This is a genomic window from Nocardioides luteus (assembly GCF_014648595.1).
Taxonomy (GTDB): domain Bacteria; phylum Actinomycetota; class Actinomycetes; order Propionibacteriales; family Nocardioidaceae; genus Nocardioides; species Nocardioides luteus.
Window position 1 is genome coordinate 47548 of record NZ_BMRK01000012.1, and the last position, 18705, is coordinate 66252.

Annotated in this window: 14 protein-coding genes; 5 read left to right on the top strand and 9 right to left on the bottom strand. The window is 71.3% G+C overall.

All coding sequences use genetic code 11. From position 1 onward, the window contains the following. Positions 1 to 28: 28 nt before the first annotated feature. A complete protein-coding gene (locus IEY81_RS15420; protein WP_189119369.1) occupies positions 29 to 1420 on the bottom strand; it encodes a glycosyltransferase family protein in 1392 nt (463 codons plus the stop codon). Next, positions 1363 to 2373: a lysylphosphatidylglycerol synthase transmembrane domain-containing protein gene (locus IEY81_RS15425; protein WP_189119370.1), complete on the bottom strand. Its 1011-nt coding sequence runs from the start codon at positions 2371 to 2373 to the stop codon at positions 1363 to 1365. The genes IEY81_RS15420 and IEY81_RS15425 overlap by 58 nt, the downstream gene beginning before the upstream one ends. Before the next feature lie 94 nt (positions 2374 to 2467). Between IEY81_RS15425 and IEY81_RS15430 the strand changes: the two genes are divergently transcribed. From IEY81_RS15430 to IEY81_RS15450, 5 genes are all read left to right on the top strand, one after another. Beyond that, the gene (locus tag IEY81_RS15430; RefSeq protein ID WP_229787898.1) at positions 2468 to 3574 is read left to right on the top strand and encodes a glycosyltransferase; all 1107 of its coding nucleotides are present in this window, start codon (positions 2468 to 2470) and stop codon (positions 3572 to 3574) included. A gap of 23 nt (positions 3575 to 3597) precedes the next feature. Beyond that, positions 3598 to 4353, top strand: a complete 756-nt coding sequence (locus IEY81_RS15435; protein WP_189119371.1) for a class I SAM-dependent methyltransferase — start codon at positions 3598 to 3600, stop codon at positions 4351 to 4353. A 108-nt stretch (positions 4354 to 4461) separates the two neighbouring features. Beyond that, a complete protein-coding gene (locus IEY81_RS15440; RefSeq protein ID WP_189119372.1) occupies positions 4462 to 7218 on the top strand; it encodes a YfhO family protein in 2757 nt (918 codons plus the stop codon). A gap of 131 nt (positions 7219 to 7349) precedes the next feature. After that, positions 7350 to 8417 carry a glycosyltransferase family 2 protein gene (locus IEY81_RS15445; RefSeq protein ID WP_229787899.1) on the top strand — a complete coding sequence of 356 codons (1068 nt, stop codon included), beginning with the start codon at positions 7350 to 7352 and terminating at the stop codon, positions 8415 to 8417. Beyond that, entirely contained in the window at positions 8414 to 9373 is a 960-nt protein-coding gene (locus IEY81_RS15450) for a lysylphosphatidylglycerol synthase domain-containing protein (protein WP_189119373.1), read from the top strand. Before IEY81_RS15445 ends, IEY81_RS15450 begins: the two co-directional genes overlap by 4 nt. Here the strand turns inward: IEY81_RS15450 and IEY81_RS15455 are convergent. From IEY81_RS15455 to IEY81_RS15485, 7 genes are all read right to left on the bottom strand, one after another. Further along, a complete protein-coding gene (locus IEY81_RS15455; RefSeq protein ID WP_189119374.1) occupies positions 9370 to 11079 on the bottom strand; it encodes a hypothetical protein in 1710 nt (569 codons plus the stop codon). The genes IEY81_RS15450 and IEY81_RS15455 overlap by 4 nt on opposite strands. Before the next feature lie 19 nt (positions 11080 to 11098). Then, a complete protein-coding gene (locus tag IEY81_RS15460) occupies positions 11099 to 12580 on the bottom strand; it encodes a phospholipid carrier-dependent glycosyltransferase (protein WP_189119375.1) in 1482 nt (493 codons plus the stop codon). Between the two features lie 209 nt (positions 12581 to 12789). Continuing rightward, on the bottom strand, positions 12790 to 14529 hold the full coding sequence (locus IEY81_RS15465) for a hypothetical protein (protein WP_189119376.1): 1740 nt from the start codon (positions 14527 to 14529) through the stop codon (positions 12790 to 12792). Positions 14530 to 14543: 14 nt separating this feature from the next. Beyond that, positions 14544 to 15272, bottom strand: a complete 729-nt coding sequence (locus IEY81_RS15470) for a class I SAM-dependent methyltransferase (protein WP_229787900.1) — start codon at positions 15270 to 15272, stop codon at positions 14544 to 14546. A 57-nt stretch (positions 15273 to 15329) separates the two neighbouring features. After that, positions 15330 to 15821 carry a pantetheine-phosphate adenylyltransferase gene (gene coaD, locus IEY81_RS15475; protein WP_189119377.1) on the bottom strand — a complete coding sequence of 164 codons (492 nt, stop codon included), beginning with the start codon at positions 15819 to 15821 and terminating at the stop codon, positions 15330 to 15332. Between the two features lie 35 nt (positions 15822 to 15856). Further along, a complete protein-coding gene (gene rsmD, locus IEY81_RS15480) occupies positions 15857 to 16420 on the bottom strand; it encodes a 16S rRNA (guanine(966)-N(2))-methyltransferase RsmD (RefSeq protein ID WP_189119378.1) in 564 nt (187 codons plus the stop codon). Positions 16421 to 16429: 9 nt separating this feature from the next. Then, on the bottom strand, positions 16430 to 18694 hold the full coding sequence (locus IEY81_RS15485; protein ID WP_189119379.1) for an ATP-dependent DNA helicase RecG: 2265 nt from the start codon (positions 18692 to 18694) through the stop codon (positions 16430 to 16432). Positions 18695 to 18705: the final 11 nt, after the last annotated feature.

The window sequence follows — 18705 nt, forward strand, 5'->3', positions numbered from 1 at the left end:
GATGAGGGCACGACAGATCGAAAGAATCCTAACGGGAGCGGGCGACACCGACCAAAAGGACGGTCACGACCGCGGCCGCGCAGGCCACCCCGCCGACGCCCGCCGCAGCCCAGGCGGCCGTCTGGAAGACCGGCGCGGTGGCCAGGTCGCCGCCCGACGGGTTCGGCGGTGCGATGTGGGCGACGAAGAGGGTGAACATCGCTGCCGCCCAGATCGCCACCAGCGGCCCCGCCAGGCGCGGGGTCACCGCGAGGCCGAGCGCGGTGAGCAGGCTGGAGACCACGGTGAGCGGCACGAGGTAGCGCCAGTACGCTCCCCCGCCCCCGGCCGCGTAGTCGAGCTGGATCGCGACGATGACGACGGCGAGGGCGAGCAGCAGCAGCGCGGTGGCGACCCGGACCGGGTCGCGGCGGGCCCGGGAGAGCGCCCGGAGGGCGACGACCAGCCCGACCAGGAGCGGGGCGACGGTGAGGATCGCGCCGAGGGTCACGTGCTCCTGGAGTGACGGCGGGATCAGCAGCTGGCGCCAGATCTCGGGGTCGGTGGCGACATCCAGCACGGGGCGTACCTCCCGGGCCTCGAGCGGGCCACCGGCCTTGCCGACGAGGTCGGTCTGCATGCCGGACCAGTTGCCGGTGTCGCGGAAGTTGCGCAGGTAGAACCAGATGTTGGCGGCGACGGCGAGGAGCACGCCGAGGCTCAGCCGCCAGATGGCCGCCCAGTCGCGTCGCGCGCCGGCGAAGAGCCAGACCAGCCCGAGGGTGGTCGCGCACAGGCCGATGAAGACGACACCGGGGAGCCGGGTGCCGAGGGCGGCCGCGGCGTACAGGGCGAAGAGGACGATCCCCCGGGTCCTGGGTCCGTGACGGAGCAACCAGACCGTCTGCCCGACCAGCAGGGTCGCCCACAGCACGAACAGGTTGTCGTTGAAGACGACGCCGCCGAGCCTGGTCAGGGCGGGGCTGAGCGCGGTCACGAGACCGGCCGCGAGCGCCACCTCCGGGCGGCTCGGGACGATCACCCTGGTCGTCCACATCACCGCGACGACGACCAGGCAGGTGATCACGGCGGAGATGCCACGGGCCGCCATGCCTGCGGCGAGGAGGTGTCCGGCGTCGGTCAGCGGGCCGACGACCGGGGCGAGCAGGAGGTAGAAGAGCGGCGGATGCTGACCGGTCCAGTCGAAGGGCAGCGTGTAGCCCCAGATCTGCGGCATCCGCATCGGGTCGCCCACGCTGATCAGGGTGCCGTGCCAGAGCTGGTAGGCGTGGTCGACGTGAGCGACCTCGTCCTTGGTGCCGTAGAGCGGCGAGGAGAGCGCGTAGCCCGCGCACACTCCCGCGCAGGTGAGGAGGTTGGCGATCAGGCCGGCGGCCCAGAGCCGGGGCGTGGGCGGTTCGGTCGGCCGGGCGGTGGGCACAGAGAGCTCCCGAGGGGTTCGTCGGTCGTGGACGGGGCAGGAAGGTCGCCGGCGCGGCGGGTCAGGAAGGCGGCGACGAGAGCGACCGCGACATCGGCCAGGACGGCGATCCCGCGGGCGAGGAGGGCGACGAGCAGTGCCAGCCCGGGTGGCAGGACGCCGGAGAGCGCGACGACGAGGACGGCCTCGCGCAGCCCGGCGCCGGCCGGGAGCCCGATCGCCGCCATGCCGAGGCTGAAGCCCAGCGCGTAGCCCCCGACGCTGGCCATCAGCGAGGGCAGCGGGTCCCCGCCGAGCCCGACCACGACCACCCAGATCTGGAGGCCGAGAACGAGCCAGACCAGACCCTGCAGCAGCAGGCCCTTGCCGATGCCGCGCCAGGTGGGCAACACCTCGAGCGGAGCGCGCCGCAGCAGCCGCAGACCCGCGTTGACGACCTTGGCGAAGACCGGCGGGTGCAGCGCCACCAGGATCAGCGGCAGGAGCAGCACCGCCCACCAGTAGCGGACGAACGTCTCCCTCCCGAGGAACGGCATCAGCAGCACCGAGACCATCACCCCGGCGCCGACGGCGATGGCGAGCACGAGGACACCCTGGGTCAGGGAGGTACGCCTCGGCACCCGCTCCGCGCGAGCCAGCTCCATCTGACCGACGATCGTCCACAGCGAGCCGGGCAGGTACTTCCCGAGCTGGCTGACGTAGAAGATCCGGGCGGCGGGCACCAGCGGCAGCGGCGAGCCGAGGTCGGCGAGCACCACCCGCCATATCTGCAGGGCGATCCCCTGGGCGATCACGGTCAGCACGAAGGCGACGGCGAGCACCCACGGCGGCAGCTCCTCGAAGCCGCGCACCAGGGCGTCCCAGTTGCGGTGGATCGCGTAGGCGGCCACCGCGACGACGATCGCGACGACCACCGCCTTGAGCGGCACCGCCTTCGTCCAGCCTCGGCCCACACGTCCTTCCTGGCAGCACTTTTCGGGCGCCGGCATCGCGGATGCGGGGTGTGCTGCTCGATCTCCCCTTGATCGCGAGCCTAACGTTGAGGTGATGCACATCGTCGCCTTCGGCACCTACGACGTGGCCTCCCATCCGCGGGTCGCGGTACTCATCGAGGGCTTGCGCGCCTGTGGGGCGAAGGTGACGGAGGTCAACCGGCCGCTGGGTCTGGACACCGCCGCCCGGGTCGCGATCCTGCGCCAGCCGTGGCGCCTGCCGCTGCTCGTGCTGCGGCTGCTGGCCTGCTGGAGCGGCCTCGCGCTGGCGACGGTGCGTCGGCGCCGCCACCGGCGTCCCGACGCCGTGCTGGTCGGCTATCTGGGCCACTTCGACGTGCACCTGGCCCGCCTCCTGCATCCCCGCGCCACCATCCTCCTCGACCACATGGTCTCCGCCGCCGGGGTCGCCACCAACCGGCGCCTGGCCGGGTCGGACGGGCTGAAGCTGCGCCTGATGAAGGCGATCGACGCGCTGGCGCTCCGCCAGGCCGACGTCGTCATCGTGGACACGGTCGAGCAGCAGCGGGCGCTGCCCGAGGACGTACGCCGCCGCTCGGTCGTCTGCCCGGTGGGCGCCACCGCGGAGTGGTTCGACGCGGGCGCCAAGGCGCTCGAGCGGCCCACCGAGGCGCCGCTGCACGCGGTCTTCGTCGGCCTCTTCTCCCCCACCCACGGTGCTCCGGTGATCGCCGACGCCCTCGACATCCTCGCCGAGGACGAGCGGATCGAGGTGACGATGGTGGGCCAGGGCCAGCAGTACGAGGAGGCCCGGCGGCTCGCCGCCGCGAACCCGCGGGTCTCCTGGGTCGACTGGGTCGACGCCGAGGAGCTGCCCGACTTCGTGGCCGGGTTCGATGTGAGCCTCGGCATCTTCGGCACCGTCCCGCAGGCCCGCCGGGTCGTGCCCAACAAGGCCTTCCAGGGCGCCGCGGCCGGTGCCGTGGTCGTCACCTCCGACACCGAGCCCCAGCGGCGGATGCTGGAGGAAGCCGCCCTGCTGGTCTCCCCCGGCAGCGCCGAGGAGCTGGCCGCGGCACTCATCAAGCTTGCCGACGACCCGAGCGAGGCCCAGCGGCTGCGCGAGGCCGCCTACGAGCAGGCGCTGGAGCACTACACCCCGGAGGCCGTCGCCTCGCCGATCCTCGAACGCCTCGGCTGATCCGCCCCGACCCCAGGACCCAGATGACGCTCACCCGCACCGACCGCCCGCTGCCGCCGCTCGCGCCCCGCGCCTGGCTGCGCTACGACGTGGTCAGCCGCATCATCGACCGGCTGGCACCGGCCACGGCGCTGGAGATCGGCTGCGGCCAGGGGGCGTTCGGCGCCCGTCTCGCCATGCGCGCCGACTACCTGGGCGTCGAGCCCGACGGGGACTCTTTCACCGTGGCGTACGAGCGCATCACCGTGCTCGGTGGCACCGTGCTGAACGCGATGTCCTCCGAGCTGGAGCCCGGGCCGGGGTACGACCTGGTCTGTGCCTTCGAGGTGCTCGAGCACATCGAGGACGACAAGGGTGCGCTGGCCGAGTGGGTCACCCATGTTCGGCCCGGAGGCCAGCTGGTGCTCTCGGTGCCGGCCTTCCAGGAGCGGTTCGGGCCGATGGACCGGCACGCCGGCCACTTCCGCCGCTACAGCCCCGCCGAGCTCACCGAGCGGCTCGAGGCGGCAGGCCTCGTGGACGTCGAGATCACCGTCTACGGCTGGCCGCTGGGCTACGCGCTCGAGGCGGTCCGCAACCGGATCGACGCCCGGAAGCTGGAGAAGGTCGGTGACCTGACTCCCGAGGAGCTCACCCGCTCCACGGGGCGTACCTTCCAGCCCAGCGGCCGGGTCAGGGGCGCAGCCATCGCGCTCGCGACCAGCCCGTTCATGGCGCTGCAGCGGCTGCGGCCCGACACCGGCACCGGGCTGGTGGCCGTCGCGACGAAGCGGGGCTGATCCGCCAGCCGGGCAGGTAGTCGGGTAAGACTTGGGCGACCTCCCGCGCGCGCTACCGGCGCTCGGTGCCGACTACTCATAGATTTCCCGCTTGTGCCCTCCCCTGTTGTGTCTGCATCCGATCGGTGGCGCTCGGGCGTCGTGCTGGCGCTGCTCGTCGGTTTCGTCGCGGTGACGTTCGGCCCCGCGCTCGTCGGCCGGGGCATGCTGCTGGACACCGGGTGGCTGCACGCGATGATGCCGTACGCCGCCGACGGCCCGATCCCGCAGGGGACGCTGTGGTGCCGCGGCGACACCTGGGACTACTACCTGCCCGGGGTGGAGAACATCGTCGAGGGCGTGCGCCACGGCAGCTGGGTCACCTGGGCGCCCTACGAGGTGGGCGGCGCACCCCTGGCCTCGCTCCCCAACCACGCCGTGCTGAGCCCGGTCTCGTGGTCCTACTGGGTGATGCCGATGTGGCTGGCGCCGGCGTGGGTGAAGCTGACCGAGCTGGTGCTGGTGCTGGCTGGGATGGTGCTCTTCCTCGGCCGTCTCGGGGTGCGCCGCAGCATCGCGCTGGTCGCCGGCCTGGTCTTCTTCACCTCCGGGTTCATGATGATGTGGACCAACTGGCCGCACACCAAGGTCGCCTGCCTGGTGCCGCTGCTGCTGTGGGCGCTGGACCGCGCCGTGCACGAGCGCGGTGCGCGCGACCTCGCCGCCGTCGGCCTGGTCGTCGCCGCCATGCTGCTGGGCGGCTTCCCGGCCGTCACCATGTTCGCGCTGACCCTGGGCGCGATCTACGTCGTGGTCCGGGCGCTCATGCTCCGCGACCTGCGGCGCACCCTGGTCGCTGGCGGGATCGCCGCCGGCGGCGTCGCGCTCGGCGCCGCGCTCTCCGCGGTGCAGGTGCTGCCCTTCGCGCTCAACATGAGCGCCCTGGGGATCGAGCACCGCACGCCCAACGAGGTCAAGCCCGCCAGCCTCGTCCTCACGACCGTCGCCCCGGACGCCTACGGCACCTGCGTCGACGGCCTCTGGGCGGGCGAGGACAACCCGATCGAGTCGATCGCGTTCATCGGCGTCGCTGCGCTGGTGCTGGTGCTGTGCGCCCTGGTCGTTAGGATGCCGGGCGGTCGGCGGCCGTCGGCGCCTGCGCTGCTCGCGGTCGTGCTGGCCGCGGTCGTCTGGCTGCTCTGGATCGGCGGGCTACCCCTCGAGCTGCTCCAGAAGCTGCCCGGCTACAGCTCCAACAGCTTCGGCCGGGCCAACTCGATCTTCGGGTTCCTCTGCGCCGTCCTCGCCGGGATCGGCCTGGAGCGTCTGCTCCAGCGGGCCGAGCTGTCGCCGGCCACGGACCGGGAGGGTCGCCGGATGAGCCCGCGGATGGTCGTGGCGCTGGTCGCGCTGCTGGTGGCCGTCGGGGCGGCTGCGTACTTCCTCTACGCGGCCTACGCCTACATCGACGGCGCGGAGCGGCCGGTCCCGGACGTGGCGGAGAAGCTGCGGGTGCCGGCGCTGCTGCTGGTGGTCTCGCTCCTCGCCGTGGCGGCGACCCTGCTGCTGCGCGGGCGCTGGCGGCTGCTCGGCCCACTCGTCCTCGCGCTGGCCGTGCTCGCGCAGTCGACGATGTTCGCCCGCGAGGTGCTGCCGCTGACCGACCGCGACGACTTCTACCCGGTCACGCCCGCCCACGAGTTCCTCCAGGAGCACCTCGGCGAGGAGCGCTACGGCGCCTCCGCGTGGGAGCACACCGGCGTCGCGGACCACTACCGGCTGCGTACGCCGACCGGGCACGAGTTCACCTCCCCGGAGTGGAAGTCGCTGATCGCGGCGGTCAGCCCGAACGCCCAGCTCTCGCCGACCTACAGCGACTTCCCCGCCCTGGTGCCCTCGCCCGGACGCCTTCCGGTGCTCGACCAGCTCTCGGTCCGCTACTGGGTGACGCAGCCGCTGGAGGTCATCGGCGCGGTCGTCCCGACACCGGTGCCGGCCGCTCAGCGCCGGCCGCTGACCGTGCAGCCCGGTCGGGACGCGAGGTGCCAGGTGCCGCAGGGCAAGCTGCGCGGCATCGAGCTGACCGTGCCCGGCGGCCTGAAGCCGCGGGCCGGGGTCCCGACCATCGTCCGGGTCAGCGCGGGGTCGGGTGCCGAGCAGATCACCTCCGAGCGGGCTGTGACCCGTCCGCTCAAGCGAGGTGCGAAGGTACGAGTCGCCGTGCCCGACCACCACTTCACCTCCGGCCCGGTGCCGGTCACCGTCAGCTTCGACGGCAAGCGCAAGCCGGTCCGGCTGGCCGGCCGCGCCGACGGGTCCGCGATCTGCGACCCGGTCCGGCCGCAGCAGGGCGACGGGCTGCGGGTCGTGCACACCTCGGCCGGCGCGGTCGTCTACGAGCGCGCGAGCGCGCTGCCACGGGTCCGCTGGGCCGGCACGAGCGAGGTCGTCGCCGACGGTCCGACCCGGGTGCGGCGGCTGACCCAGGGGGTCGCCCCGGGCACGGTGCTCCTGGACGACGACTCCACCCCGGCCGTCTCCGGTTCGACCGCCGAGGTCGACGTACGCCGCGACGAGGCCGAGAAGATCTCGGCCGAGGTCACCGCGGACGGTGACGGCTACCTGGTCGTCGCCGACTCGATCGCCCGCCCGGGCTGGTCGGCGACGGTCGACGGCCGTCCGGTGGACCTGGTCTCCGGCAACCATGCCTTCGCCGCCGTGCCCGTCCCCGAGGGCACCCACACGGTGACGCTGACCTATCAGGCTCCGGGGCTGCGTACGAGCGCCTGGGTCTCGCTGCTCGCCGCCCTGGTGACGCTCGGTCTGCTGATCGTGCCGCGCGTGGTCGGCCGCCGACTCGGTAGCCGTCGTGTGGACCCGTCCTGAACGGCCGGTTCACGTTGCACATACGCCTGATGACACGCGTCAGGTCGCGTGGGGCCGCGGATTCCACGCTGTAATGTGGCGGGCCTGAACCTCTTCACTCAATCCCCGAATCATGCGTTCGGTCCCACTACTTGCCCGAGGTCCCTGTGAAGCTTGTCGTCCAAGTCCCCTGCCTCAACGAGGAGGAGACGCTCCCGGCCGTCCTGGAGTCGATCCCGAAGCAGATCCCCGGCATCGACGAGATCGAGGTCCTCATCGTCGACGACGGGTGCACCGACCGTACGGTCGAGGTGGCCCGGGAGCACGGCGTGCGCGAGTTCGTGCACCACTCCCGCAACCAGGGGCTGGGCCGCTCCTTCCACGACGGCGTGGTCCGGGCGCTCGAGCTCGGCGCCGACATCGTGGTCAACACCGACGGCGACAACCAGTACCCGCAGGACCGCATCGGTGACCTGGTCCAGCCGATCATCCACGGCCAGGCCGACATCGTCATCGGCGACCGCCAGGTCGACCGGATCGAGCACTTCTCGGGGCTGAAGAAGAAGCTGCAGAAGGTCGGCTCCAAGGTGGTCAACATGGCCGCCGAGACCGACCTGCCCGACGCCGCCAGCGGTTTCCGCGCCTACTCGCGCGAGTCGCTGATGCTGCTCAACACGGTCACCCGCTTCTCCTACTGCATGGAGACGATCATCCAGGCGGGCAACAAGCGGATGAAGATCGCCTCGGTGCCGATCGAGACCAACGCGAAGACGCGCGAGTCGCGGCTGTTCAAGTCGATGCCCGAGCACATCATGAAGTCCGGCGCGGCGATCGTGCGCAGCTACATGATGTACAAGCCCTACGCCATCTTCGTCTGGCTCACCGCCTTCTTCTTCGTCCTCGGCGCGATCCCCTTCGTGCGCTACCTCGTGCTGTGGATCAGCGGCGACAACGGCAACCACATCCAGTCGCTGCTGCTCGGCGGCGTGCTGATCAACCTGGCGTTCATGTCCGCGATGCTGGGCGTGATCTCCGACCTGATCCGCACGAACCGCGTGCTCATCGAGGACGACCTCGAGCACACCAAGAAGGCTCGCTTCGGCAAGTCCGGCACCCAGATGCTCCGCGACCAGACCTCGGTCGCCGAGTTCGACCTGCCGCAGACCCACCAGGCCTCGGCCGCGGACCGGTCCGGCGAGACATGGACGACCAGCCTGTGACAGCGACCCACACCGACCCGGTCTCCCCTGCGGAGGCCGGGTCGTCGGCTCCCCCGAGCCTGAAGAAGCGGCTGCTCAAGATCGGGCTCGCCCTGGTCGTCGTGCTCGGCGGCGCCTACCTGGTCTGGCGCGAGCGCGACGACCTGGCCACCGCGGTCCGGGAGCTGAGCGCGACACGCTTCGCCGTCGCCGGGGCCCTGGCCGTGGTCGGCACCGTGCTGATCGGTCAGATCTGGGTCGCCCTGCTGCACGGCATGGGCATCCGGCCCGCGCTGCGCGACTCCCACTCGGTCTTCTACGTCTCCCAGCTCGGCAAGTACCTGCCCGGCTCGGTCTGGCCCGTCGTCGCCCAGATGCAGTTCGGCCTGCGCTGGGGCGTCGCGCGGCGCACCATGCTCGGCGCCAACATCCTCTTCATGGTGGTGGTCGTCGCCAGCGGCATCGGTGTCGGCGCACTGCTGCTGCCGTGGTCCTCCCCCGAGGGCCTCAGCCGCTACTGGTGGCTGCTGCTCCTGCTGGTCCCGCTGGCCGTCTGCCTGCACCCCCGGGTCGTCCCGGGCATGCTCGACTGGCTCTTCGCCCGGCTCGGCCGAGAACCCCTCGGCGTACGCCTCACCGCGCGGGGCCTCTTCACCGCGATCGGCTGGGCGGTGCTCGCCTGGGTCGCCTTCGGTCTCCACCTCGCCGTGATGATGCAGTCGTACGCCTCGGTGGGACTGCTCGAGGTCGCGGCCGCGACGGGCGGGATGGCCCTGGCCTGGGCCGCGGGGATCGCGTTCATCCCGGCCCCTGCCGGCACCGGCATCCGCGAGGCGCTGCTGGCGCTCACGCTCGGCCCGTTCATCGGAGCGCCCGAGGCGCTCACCGTGGCGCTGGCCTCGCGTGTCCTCCTGCTCGTCGCCGACGTGGTGCTGGCCGGTCTCGGAGCGGTCGCGGGGCGGCGTACCTCTGCCTAAGGGGTGACCAGCCTGCCGGGAGCTCTGGTGCCGTCGGGCCGGATCGTGACGGCCCGCTTCTCGAACGGCTCGAGCGAGCGATGCACCCAGATGCGGAAGCGCCGGTGCTCCTTCGCGACCCAGACCTCGGCGCAGGGCGCGTAGCTCCTCTTCAACGCGGTCTCGACCCAGCCGCCCTCGGCCATCGCCGCCATCTGCAGCACGACCGGCACCTCCCCGCCCTCCATCATCGCCGTCAGCTGCTTCTCGTTGCGGCCGAAGTCGTAGTGGAAGAGGTAGAAGGGCGTGGGGTTCTCGACGTCGAGGGCGTCGTACATGTAGAGGTCGTTGCTCATCACGAAGACGCTGCGGCCGCCCTGGAGACAGCGTGTCATCTCCGGGCGGATCAGGTCCGCGCGTGCGTCGGCGGCCTCGGTCTGGCGGCTGTCGCGGCTCAGGTCGTCGACGCGCTCGACGGCCGAGGCCAGCGGCACCGCCCCCAGGACGAGGCAGGCACCCACCGAGACGGCGACCAGCCTCGCCCGCAGCCTCGTGCCGACCATCATCACGCCGACGACCAGCACCAGGATCACCGGTCCGACGAGACTGTGCGCGCCGAAGCCGAGGACGAGAGCCGCACCCACCCAGGCCGCCCCGGCCGCGAACCCGACGATCGCGGTCACCACCTGCCAGCCGGCCATCGCCGGTCGGGTCGGCCACGAGACCTGGTCCCTACGGTCGTACACGTCGCAGAGCACGAAGATCACGGCCGCGAACACCAGCGCGCTCACGGTCTCGGTGTGGCCGGGCCCGGGGCGCCGGATCGGGACGGTCGCGAGGAGAAGAGCGCACAGCGCGAGGAACCGCGTCGGATCGCTCGTCAGCCGCCAGATCACCGGCACGAACATCAGCAGCAGGAGGAACGGGTAGACGGCGACGATGAGGTAGCCCACTCCGTCCGAGGGGACGTCGAAGAAGGGCCAGCCGAAATGGTTCGGGAACTGCTGGGTCTGGCCGAGGATGACCTGACGGTTGAGCTCGCCGAGGCTCATCCCGTAGCCGATCCGGTAGAAGAGCACCTCGGACACGAGTCCGGCCAGGATCCCGGCGCCGAGGGCGATACATCGGGTCAGCCTCTCGCGCACCGGCGCGCTCTCCCTCCCGACGAGCTCGTACAGCCCCGCCGCGCCGGTCAGCAGGATCGCCAGCTCGACGTGCTGCCAGAAGAGAGCCGCCGGGACGAGGACCCGCACCACGGGTGCCCAGCGCGCGGTGTCGAGCCGGCCTCCTGGCAGGAGGAGGAACGCGAAGACGACCGGGAGGACGTACTTCACCTGTGCGGGTGACGCGATGGTCAGCACGGCCAGCGCCATCGTGGCCATCGCCGCCGGGTGCAGGCGTCGACGCAGGCCCATCGCGGCCACGAGCACCGCCGACGACGTCACCGCGAAGAAGCGGCCCAGGAGAAACCCCCACCACAGCGGGTCACCGCCGGCCAGCCGGTAGACCAGGCTGTTCACCCACCATGAGCCCGCGTTCCAGCCGTGCTGGAAGTCGACCAGCGGGACGGCGCCCTCGGCGGTCAGCTTGGCCAGGTGGAACTGCGCGCCCGTGTCTCCGGTCAACGGCTCCACCTGCGCGGTGAGGGTGTACGCACCCCGCACGACCGCGACGACGACGATCACGGCGAAGGTCGCCCACCTGACCGGGCCGACGGGTTCGCGCACGCGGCGCGCCTGCGATGGGTCAGCGGTCGCTTCCGCGTCGCGCATGTTCTGAACATACGCGCTGCCGAGGGCTCGTGCTGGTGGCTCGCCGAGCCACCAGGCAGACCGCGACCACACCGCACGCGATCCCTACGGCGACCACGAGCTCGGCGGTGCCGGTGTCGGCGCCCGGCAGCCGGCCCTTGTAGGTCGCCGAGGTGACGAACCAGCCGAGGATCAGCAGCGCGTAGGCGCCCAGCGCGAGCGAGATCGCGGCCGCCGCCAGGGTGTCTCGGATTCCACGCGACCTGGCCGGGATCAGGTCGACGACCGCCATGACACCGATCGCGAGCAGCGAGGCGAGCAGCGGCATGAGCGGCATCAGGTAGCGGTCGTTCGGGTTGCCGCCGCCCGCGAGGAAGCCGACCAGGTTCACCAGGACGAGGGCCGCATGCACCGCGAGCAGCAGCCATCCGGCCGCTGACCAGCGCCTGTCGGCCGGTCGGGCCCGGTGACGGACGAGCAGCACGAGCAGCCCGACCCCGGCGACGAGGGCGAGCAGATCGGCGCCGGCGGCGTACCCCTCCGCGAGCAGCGGCGCCCACAGGCGCTCGTACCAGTCCACCCAGAGCCCCCCGTCCGTCACGACCTGCCACCACGTGCCGGTCGGTTGCCGGTCGAACTTCTCCAGCAGTGCACCGCTGGCGGTCGGGTCGCCGTAGAGGGCGATGTTGCGCAGGTAGAACCAGCCGGTGGCGATCCCCGGTACGCCGGTCGCCACGGCAGCGGCGGCCACTGCGCGGAACACACCCCGGCGGGACCGGTCCGCCACCAGCAGAGCCACCGCGATCGCCGCGCCGCACAGGACCACGGTCAGCACCCCCGGCGCCTTCGCCCCCGCCGCGGCGGTCCCGGCCAGCGCGACCAGCGCCAGCCGTCTCGGGGTCAGGCCGTGGTCGAGGATCCTGATCGTGGCCAGCAGGGTCAGCGACGACGCCCCCACGGCGACCCCGTCGTTGGCGATGTGTCCCCCTGCGGCCACCAGCACCGCGCACGAGGCACTGATCGCGGTCGCCAGGAACGCGGTCAGCGGCCGCCGGGTGATCTGGAAGGCGATCAGACCGACCAGGAGCACGCACAGCGCGGACCCGAGAGCGTTGACCAGCCGCATCCCGACGATCATCACCGTAGGCGCGTCGAGCGCGTCGGCCGCGGCCACGAACGGAAGCGACAGCAGGTAGTAGAGCGGCGGGTGGTTGGCCGTCCAGATGTGCCGGTGCGGCTCGTCCACCATCGTCTCCCGCCCCTCGACGACGAGCGGGTACCGCTCCGCGTCCGTCGTCACCGGGGTGTCGATCGTCGGCAGCTCGCCCTGCGACAGCTCGACCGCATAGCCGGCGTTGGGTCCCTCGTCGCGGGTCTGATACTGGAACGAGCGGGTCAGCGCGACGTAGCTGCTCAGGCTCAGCGCGAAGAGTGCGACCAGCACCATCGCGGCCAGGAATCGCTTCGGGAGATGCACCGCTGCACGGTCCTGCGTCCGATCCTCGAGCGGGAAACGGAGCATTCGCGACCTTCGGGTAGGACTGCGGGGCGGACGTGAGCCTATGTCAGCTTCGGCGGTGGGTTGCTGCTCCTGGGGTCTGGTTCGGCGTGTTCTTCGTTCCTCGCCTGCTTCGGTGGCTTTTCTCTGTGGCTGGTGTGGGCCGCCGATCCCAAGACCCACCTACCTCACCGCGAAGGGGACATCTCCCCGCCCCGCACCGTCAGATCACGCCGCTCGACGTCACCACGAGACTTGTGAGTCCAGATCGTGACCGTGGTGGCGTGCTTCTCGATCCGTACGACCGAGCAGGGGACGTAGTTGCTGTGGATGGCGTCGGTGAGCCAGGGCTGCGGGGTGTGCAGCGGCATGGTCTCGACGATGACCGGGATCGAGCCGTCCTCGAGCTGTGGGACGAGGACGTCCTCGTACTGCGCGAAGTCGTAGTGGAAGAGGTAGTAGGGCGTCGGGTTGGTCAGCTCGAGGGTGTCGTAGAGCTCGAGGTAGTTGGGCATCACCAGAGCCTCGCGGGTGCCGCCGCTGCAGCGTTCGTACTCGGGGCCGGCCCAGCGGGCGATCGAGTCGGTGACGACGAACGACTTCGCATCGCGATCCATGTCGTCGAGGTGGTCGACGGAGGCGAGTGCGGGTACGCAGCCAAGCACGACCAGCGCCCCCGCCGAGACCGCGGCGACCGCACCGCGCAGCACCGTGGCGCCGACGGTGGCACCGGCGACCGCCAGGGCCACGAGGAGTACGCCGCCGAGCATGCTCTGCAGTCCGAAGCCGATCCAGAGGGTGGCGACCGCCCAGGCCGCGCCGGCCGCGGCTAGGGGTAGCGCGATGAGCGACCGTGTTGGTTTCGACACGGACTCGCTCGTCCCTCGCGAGTCCGGCTCAACCGACGAAGAGCGATACATCTCCCCCACTGCGAGCACCACAGCCAGGAGCACCAGCGCCGACACCGTAGTCGTGTGCGGGTTGTCCACCCGCCGGATCGGCACGACCACGAGCACCAGCCCGGCCAGCGCGACCAGCCGGGTGGAGTCGGAGACCCGCTGCCACACCAGCGGCACGAACGGCAGCAGCAGCACGAACGGGTAGAGCGCCAGGATGAAGAAGCGGCCCGACTCGGTGGGCAGGTCGAAGAAGTTCCACACGGCGTACTGCGCGCCCTCGTGGGTCTCGGCCTGGCCGAGGATCACCTGCCGGTTGAAGTCGGCGAAGGAGAGCCCCCACAGCAGCTTGTAGGCCGTCGCCTCGACCACCAGCCCGAGCACGAACCCGCCGGCCAGCTGGACGCAGTGGACGAGCCTGGTGCGCAGCGTGACGGAGCGCCGCGCGACGAGCTCGAAGAGACCCGAGGCGCCGGTGAGGAGCACGGCCAGCTCGACGTACTGCCAGAAGACCAGCGCGGGCAGGAGCACGCGGGCGGCCGCTGCCAGGCGCGGGCGCGACTCGACCGGACCGGCCGGCAGCAGGACGAAGACCCAGAGCAGACAGACGGTGTACTTGATGTGCAGCGGGGTGGCGAGCAGCAGCACGCCGAGCGCCAGCGCGACCATCACCGCCGGGTGCAGCCGCAGGCGCAGCCCGATCGCGGCGGCGAGGACCGCGCCGAGGCCGGCGCCGAGGAGGCGGCCCCAGAGGAAGTACCAGATCGTCGGGCTGCCGCCGGCGACGGTGTAAAGGATCGCGTTGAGCCAGAACGAGCCGGCGTTCCAGCCGTGCTCGAAGTCGACCAGCGGGATCGCGCCGCGGGCGGTGATCTCGGCGAGGTGGTACTGGGCGCCGAAGTCCTGGGTCAGGAAGGTGCCGTTCTGGGCGCCGACCGAGTAGGCCGACCAGACCAGCGCGAGCACGCAGACCCCGAGGAAGGTCGCCCAGCGTACGGTGCCGACAGGCTCGTTCGATTCGTTCCGTTGCACTGCTGCCGTGGACCTCAGCCCTTGGTCAGGACCGAGGTGCGCTCCGGGTAGGGCAGCGTCGGGGTGAGGCCGGCGTGGATGGTCTCCTTCAGCCCGGAGGCGGCGATCGCCTCGACGTAGCGCTTACGACGGCTGTTGTCGAAGACGATGATCCCGCCCGGAGCGAGCCGGTCCTTGGCCTTCTCCAGGCACGCCTCACGCGCACGCCCGTCGATCACCACGAGATCGAACTCGCCGTCGATGTCGTCGATCGAGTTCACGTACGCCGCGAAGTCGAGCCCCGCGTGGCCCTCCTTCTGGGAGCCGATGACGGGTGCGTCGCTCGAGGTCGGCGCGATCACCCGCAGCGAGATCTTCTCCTCACCGGCGAGCTCGGTCTGCATCATCTCCCCGAAACCCGTGTGGTGCTCGACGGAGTGGATCTCGTCAGCACGGCGCGAGAGCCAGACGGTGGAGGCGCCCGAGCCGTACTCGTAGACCCGGATGGGGTGCTCGCGCTCGGCCAGCCAGGCGTCGACGGCGGCGATCGCGTCGTAGGTCCACCACGGCACGTCCAGCTTCGCCATCGCCAGGGAGTCGTAGACCTTGGTGAGCGAGTGGGTCCAGTGGCGCCAGCGCTGCTCGACCGGCGGGGCGACCTCCTTGGCCAACCCGGTCCGGGTCAGGCCCCGGCCGACGGCCTTGAGCGAGGCGGCGTAGGACTGCTTGGCCAACGAGAGCGGGGAACGGCCTGAGGTGGACATTGGTCTCCAGGGAGGTGTGTCGGGGGCACGTGGAACGATACCGGCGAACAGTGCTCGTTACTCGGAACGTTCTGCCAAACGCTTGGTGAGTCGGGCAAGAACATCCGGCGGCAGGAAAGCCGACACATCCCCACCGAAATGGGCCATCTCCTTGATCAGCGAGGACGAGACCGCCGCCCACCGCGGGTCGTTGAGCAGGAAGACGGTCTCGACGCCGGTCATGTGGGCGTTCATCTGCGCCATCGGCGCCTCGTACTCCAGGTCGGGAGCACCGCGGAGGCCCTTCACGATCGCCTGGGCCTCGATCTCGGCGCAGAAGTCGGTGACCAGGCCGGTGAAGCCCTGGACGCGTACGTTGCCCAGCGGGGCGGTGATCCCTGTCAGCATCTCCATCCGCTCCTCGGCGGTGAAGAGCCGCTTCGACTTCGATGGGTTGACGCCGACGGCGACGACGACCTCGTCGAACATCGCCGAGGCACGGGTGAAGATGTCGAGGTGGCCGTAGGTGGGCGGGTCGAACGACCCGGGGCACACCGCGCGACGCGTCATCAGCTGTTCTCCTTCAGATGGTTCGGTGCCTGCTCTCAGTCCGGCGCGTGGCCGTACCAGAGCGTGGTCTCGCCGTACTTCTTCGACTTCTGGTCGGTGAAGCCCTCGGGCCAGACGGGCTCGGGGCTGCGCGCGGACCGCTCCACGACGACCAGCGCGCCCGGCACCAGCCAGCCGTGCTTGACCAGCAGCGCGATGTCCTCGGAGACCGCGTCGTCCGAGAGCGGGTAGGGCGGGTCGAGGAAGACCATGTCGTAGGGCGCCGCGGGCGCGGTCACCAGGGTGCTCGCCACGCTCGCCGCGATCACGTCGGCCCGTGGGAAGCCGAGCTCTTTCGCGTTGGAGCGGATCACCCCGGCCGTACGCCGGTCCGACTCGACCAGGGTCACGACCCCGGCGCCGCGCGACCATGCCTCCAGGCCGACCGCGCCGGTGCCGGCGTAGAGATCGAGGAAGCGCAGACCAGACAGGGAGCCGTAGGACGACTCGATCGCAGAGAAGAGCGCTTCGCGGACCCGGTCGGTGGTGGGACGCGTCCGCACGCCCTTGGGAGCGAGTAGACGCCGCCCTCCTGCGACGCCTCCGATGATCCGAGTCATTCGAGTACCTTAGGACTTCTCCAGATATTCCGCCGAGGCGGACTCCTCGATCGCGGCGACGCGCTCGGCGAGGAGCGGTGCGGCGGCGAGCTCGGGGTCGGCCTCGAGCAGCTTCTCGGCCGCCTCGCGCGCCTCCAGGATGGTCTCCTCGTCGCGCAGCACGCGCAGGCTCTCCAGGCTCGAGCGACGCCCCGACTGGGAGGCGCCGAGCACGTCGCCCTCGCGGCGCTGGTCGAGATCGACGCGGGAGAGCGCGAACCCGTCGGTGGTCTCGGCGACCGCGTCGAGGCGGGTCCTGGCCGGGGTGCCGGCCTCGGCGTGGGAGACCAGCAGGCACAGCCCGTGGAGCCCGCCACGACCGACCCGGCCGCGCAGCTGGTGGAGCTGGGAGACGCCGAAGCGGTCGGCGTCGAGGATGACCATCGTGGTGGCGTTGGGTACGTCGACGCCGACCTCGATCACGGTGGTGGCGACCAGCACGTCGATGTCGCCGGCGGCGAAGGCGCTCATGGTGCGCTCCTTCTCCTCGGCCGGCAGCTTGCCGTGGAGCTTGGCGACGCGCAGGCCCTGCAGCGGTCCGCCGGTCAGCTCCTCGGTGACCTCGTCGACGGCGGAGAGCTGGGCCGGGCTCGCCTTCACCTCGTTGCCGTCGGCGTCGAAGTCGCGCTGGTCGCTCTCCCCCTGCTCGGGCTCGTCGCCGCTGATCCGCGGGGCGACGACGTAGACCTGGTGGCCCTTCTCCACCTCTTCCCGGACGCGCTCCCACACCCGGGTGATCCAGCCGGGATGGTCGACGAGCGCGACCAGGTTGGTCTGGATCTCGGCGCGGCCGGCCGGGAGCTCGGTCAGGGTGGAGACCTCGAGATCACCGAAGACCGTCATCGCCACCGTGCGCGGGATCGGCGTCGCGGTCATCACCAGCAGGTGGGGCGGGGTGCCGGCCTTGTCGGTCAGGGCGGCGCGCTGCTCGACGCCGAAGCGGTGCTGCTCGTCGACGACGACCAGGCCGAGGTCGTCGAACATCACCTGGTCCTGCAGAAGCGCATGGGTGCCGACCACGATCCCGGCCTCACCGGTCGCGATGCGGCTCAGCGGGCCCTTGCGCTGGGTCTTCGTCATCGAGCCGGTGAGCAGCTCGACGTGGGTCTGCTCCTGGTCGCCGGCGAAGAGCCCGCCGGCCAGCCCGCTGGCGGCCAGGTCGCCGAGCATCGCCGTGATCGAGCGGTAGTGCTGCTGGGCGAGCACCTCGGTCGGCGCCAGCAGCGCCGCCTGCCCGCCGGAGTCGACGACCCGCAGCATCGCGCGCAGCGCGACCAGCGTCTTTCCGGAGCCGACCTCGCCCTGGAGGAGTCGGTTCATCGGGTGCGGCTGGGCCAGCGCGGTCTCGAGCTCCTCGCCGATCTCGGCCTGCCCCTTGGTCAGCGTGAACGGCAGCCGCTCGTCGAAGGCCTCCAGCAGGTGGTGGACACCGCCGGTGCGGGCGGTGGTGCCCATCTTCTCGAGCGCCCGCCGCCGCCGGGCGAGCACGAGCTGCAGCCCGAGCGCCTCCTCGAAGCGGAACCGGTGCCGGGCGCGTTCGACGTCCTTCCACTCATGGGGCGCGTGAATCAGGTCCAGGGCGTCGCGCAGCCCCGGCACGTCGTACGCCGTGCGGAGCTGCTCGGGGATCACGTCGGCGACGTCCTCGACGACCTGCCGGGCGAAACGCACCGCACGCATCACGTCCCAGTGCTGGAGCCCGGCGGTGAGCGGGTAGATCGGGAAGAGCTCGGTCAGCTCCTCGACGGCCATCTGGGTGTCGGCCGCCTCGGCGGCGTTCTCGGAGTCGGACGGGTCGCCGAAGACCACCATCTGCGGGTTGGCCAGCTGCCACTCGCCACGGAAGGAGCCGGCCTTGCCGACGAAGACGCCGCGGGTGCCCGGCGCGAGCACGCCACGGCGCCACTCGGCGATCCGCTGGGACTTGGAGAAGAAGGTGAGCTGCAGGTCGGCGTCGCCGGCCCTGAGCTGGGTCTCGACCCGGAAGGCGGGGCGGCCGGTGCGACGATCGGTGTGCTGGCGCACCACGCTGCGTACGACCTCGCCGAGCACGGTGAGCATCTCGCCCTCATGGAGCTGCGGGGTCTGGCTGAGGTCGGCGGTGCGCAGGTAGCGGCGCGGGAAGTGGTGGAGCAGGTCGCCGACGGTGCGCAGTCCGAGGCCCTTGGTGAACTTCGTGGCGTGCTTGCTGTTGCCCAGCACCGCCTCGATCGGTGACTCGAGGGTGATCGCCACGGTCTGCTCCT

Coding starts and splice junctions, on each gene's coding strand:
- IEY81_RS15430 (WP_229787898.1), top strand. CDS start 2,468: ATGCACATCGTCGCCTTCGGCACCTACGACGTGGCCTCCCATCCGCGG.
- IEY81_RS15435 (WP_189119371.1), top strand. CDS start 3,598: ATGACGCTCACCCGCACCGACCGCCCGCTGCCGCCGCTCGCGCCCCGC.
- IEY81_RS15470 (WP_229787900.1), bottom strand. CDS start 15,272: ATGTCCACCTCAGGCCGTTCCCCGCTCTCGTTGGCCAAGCAGTCCTAC.
- coaD (WP_189119377.1), bottom strand. CDS start 15,821: ATGACGCGTCGCGCGGTGTGCCCCGGGTCGTTCGACCCGCCCACCTAC.
- rsmD (WP_189119378.1), bottom strand. CDS start 16,420: ATGACTCGGATCATCGGAGGCGTCGCAGGAGGGCGGCGTCTACTCGCT.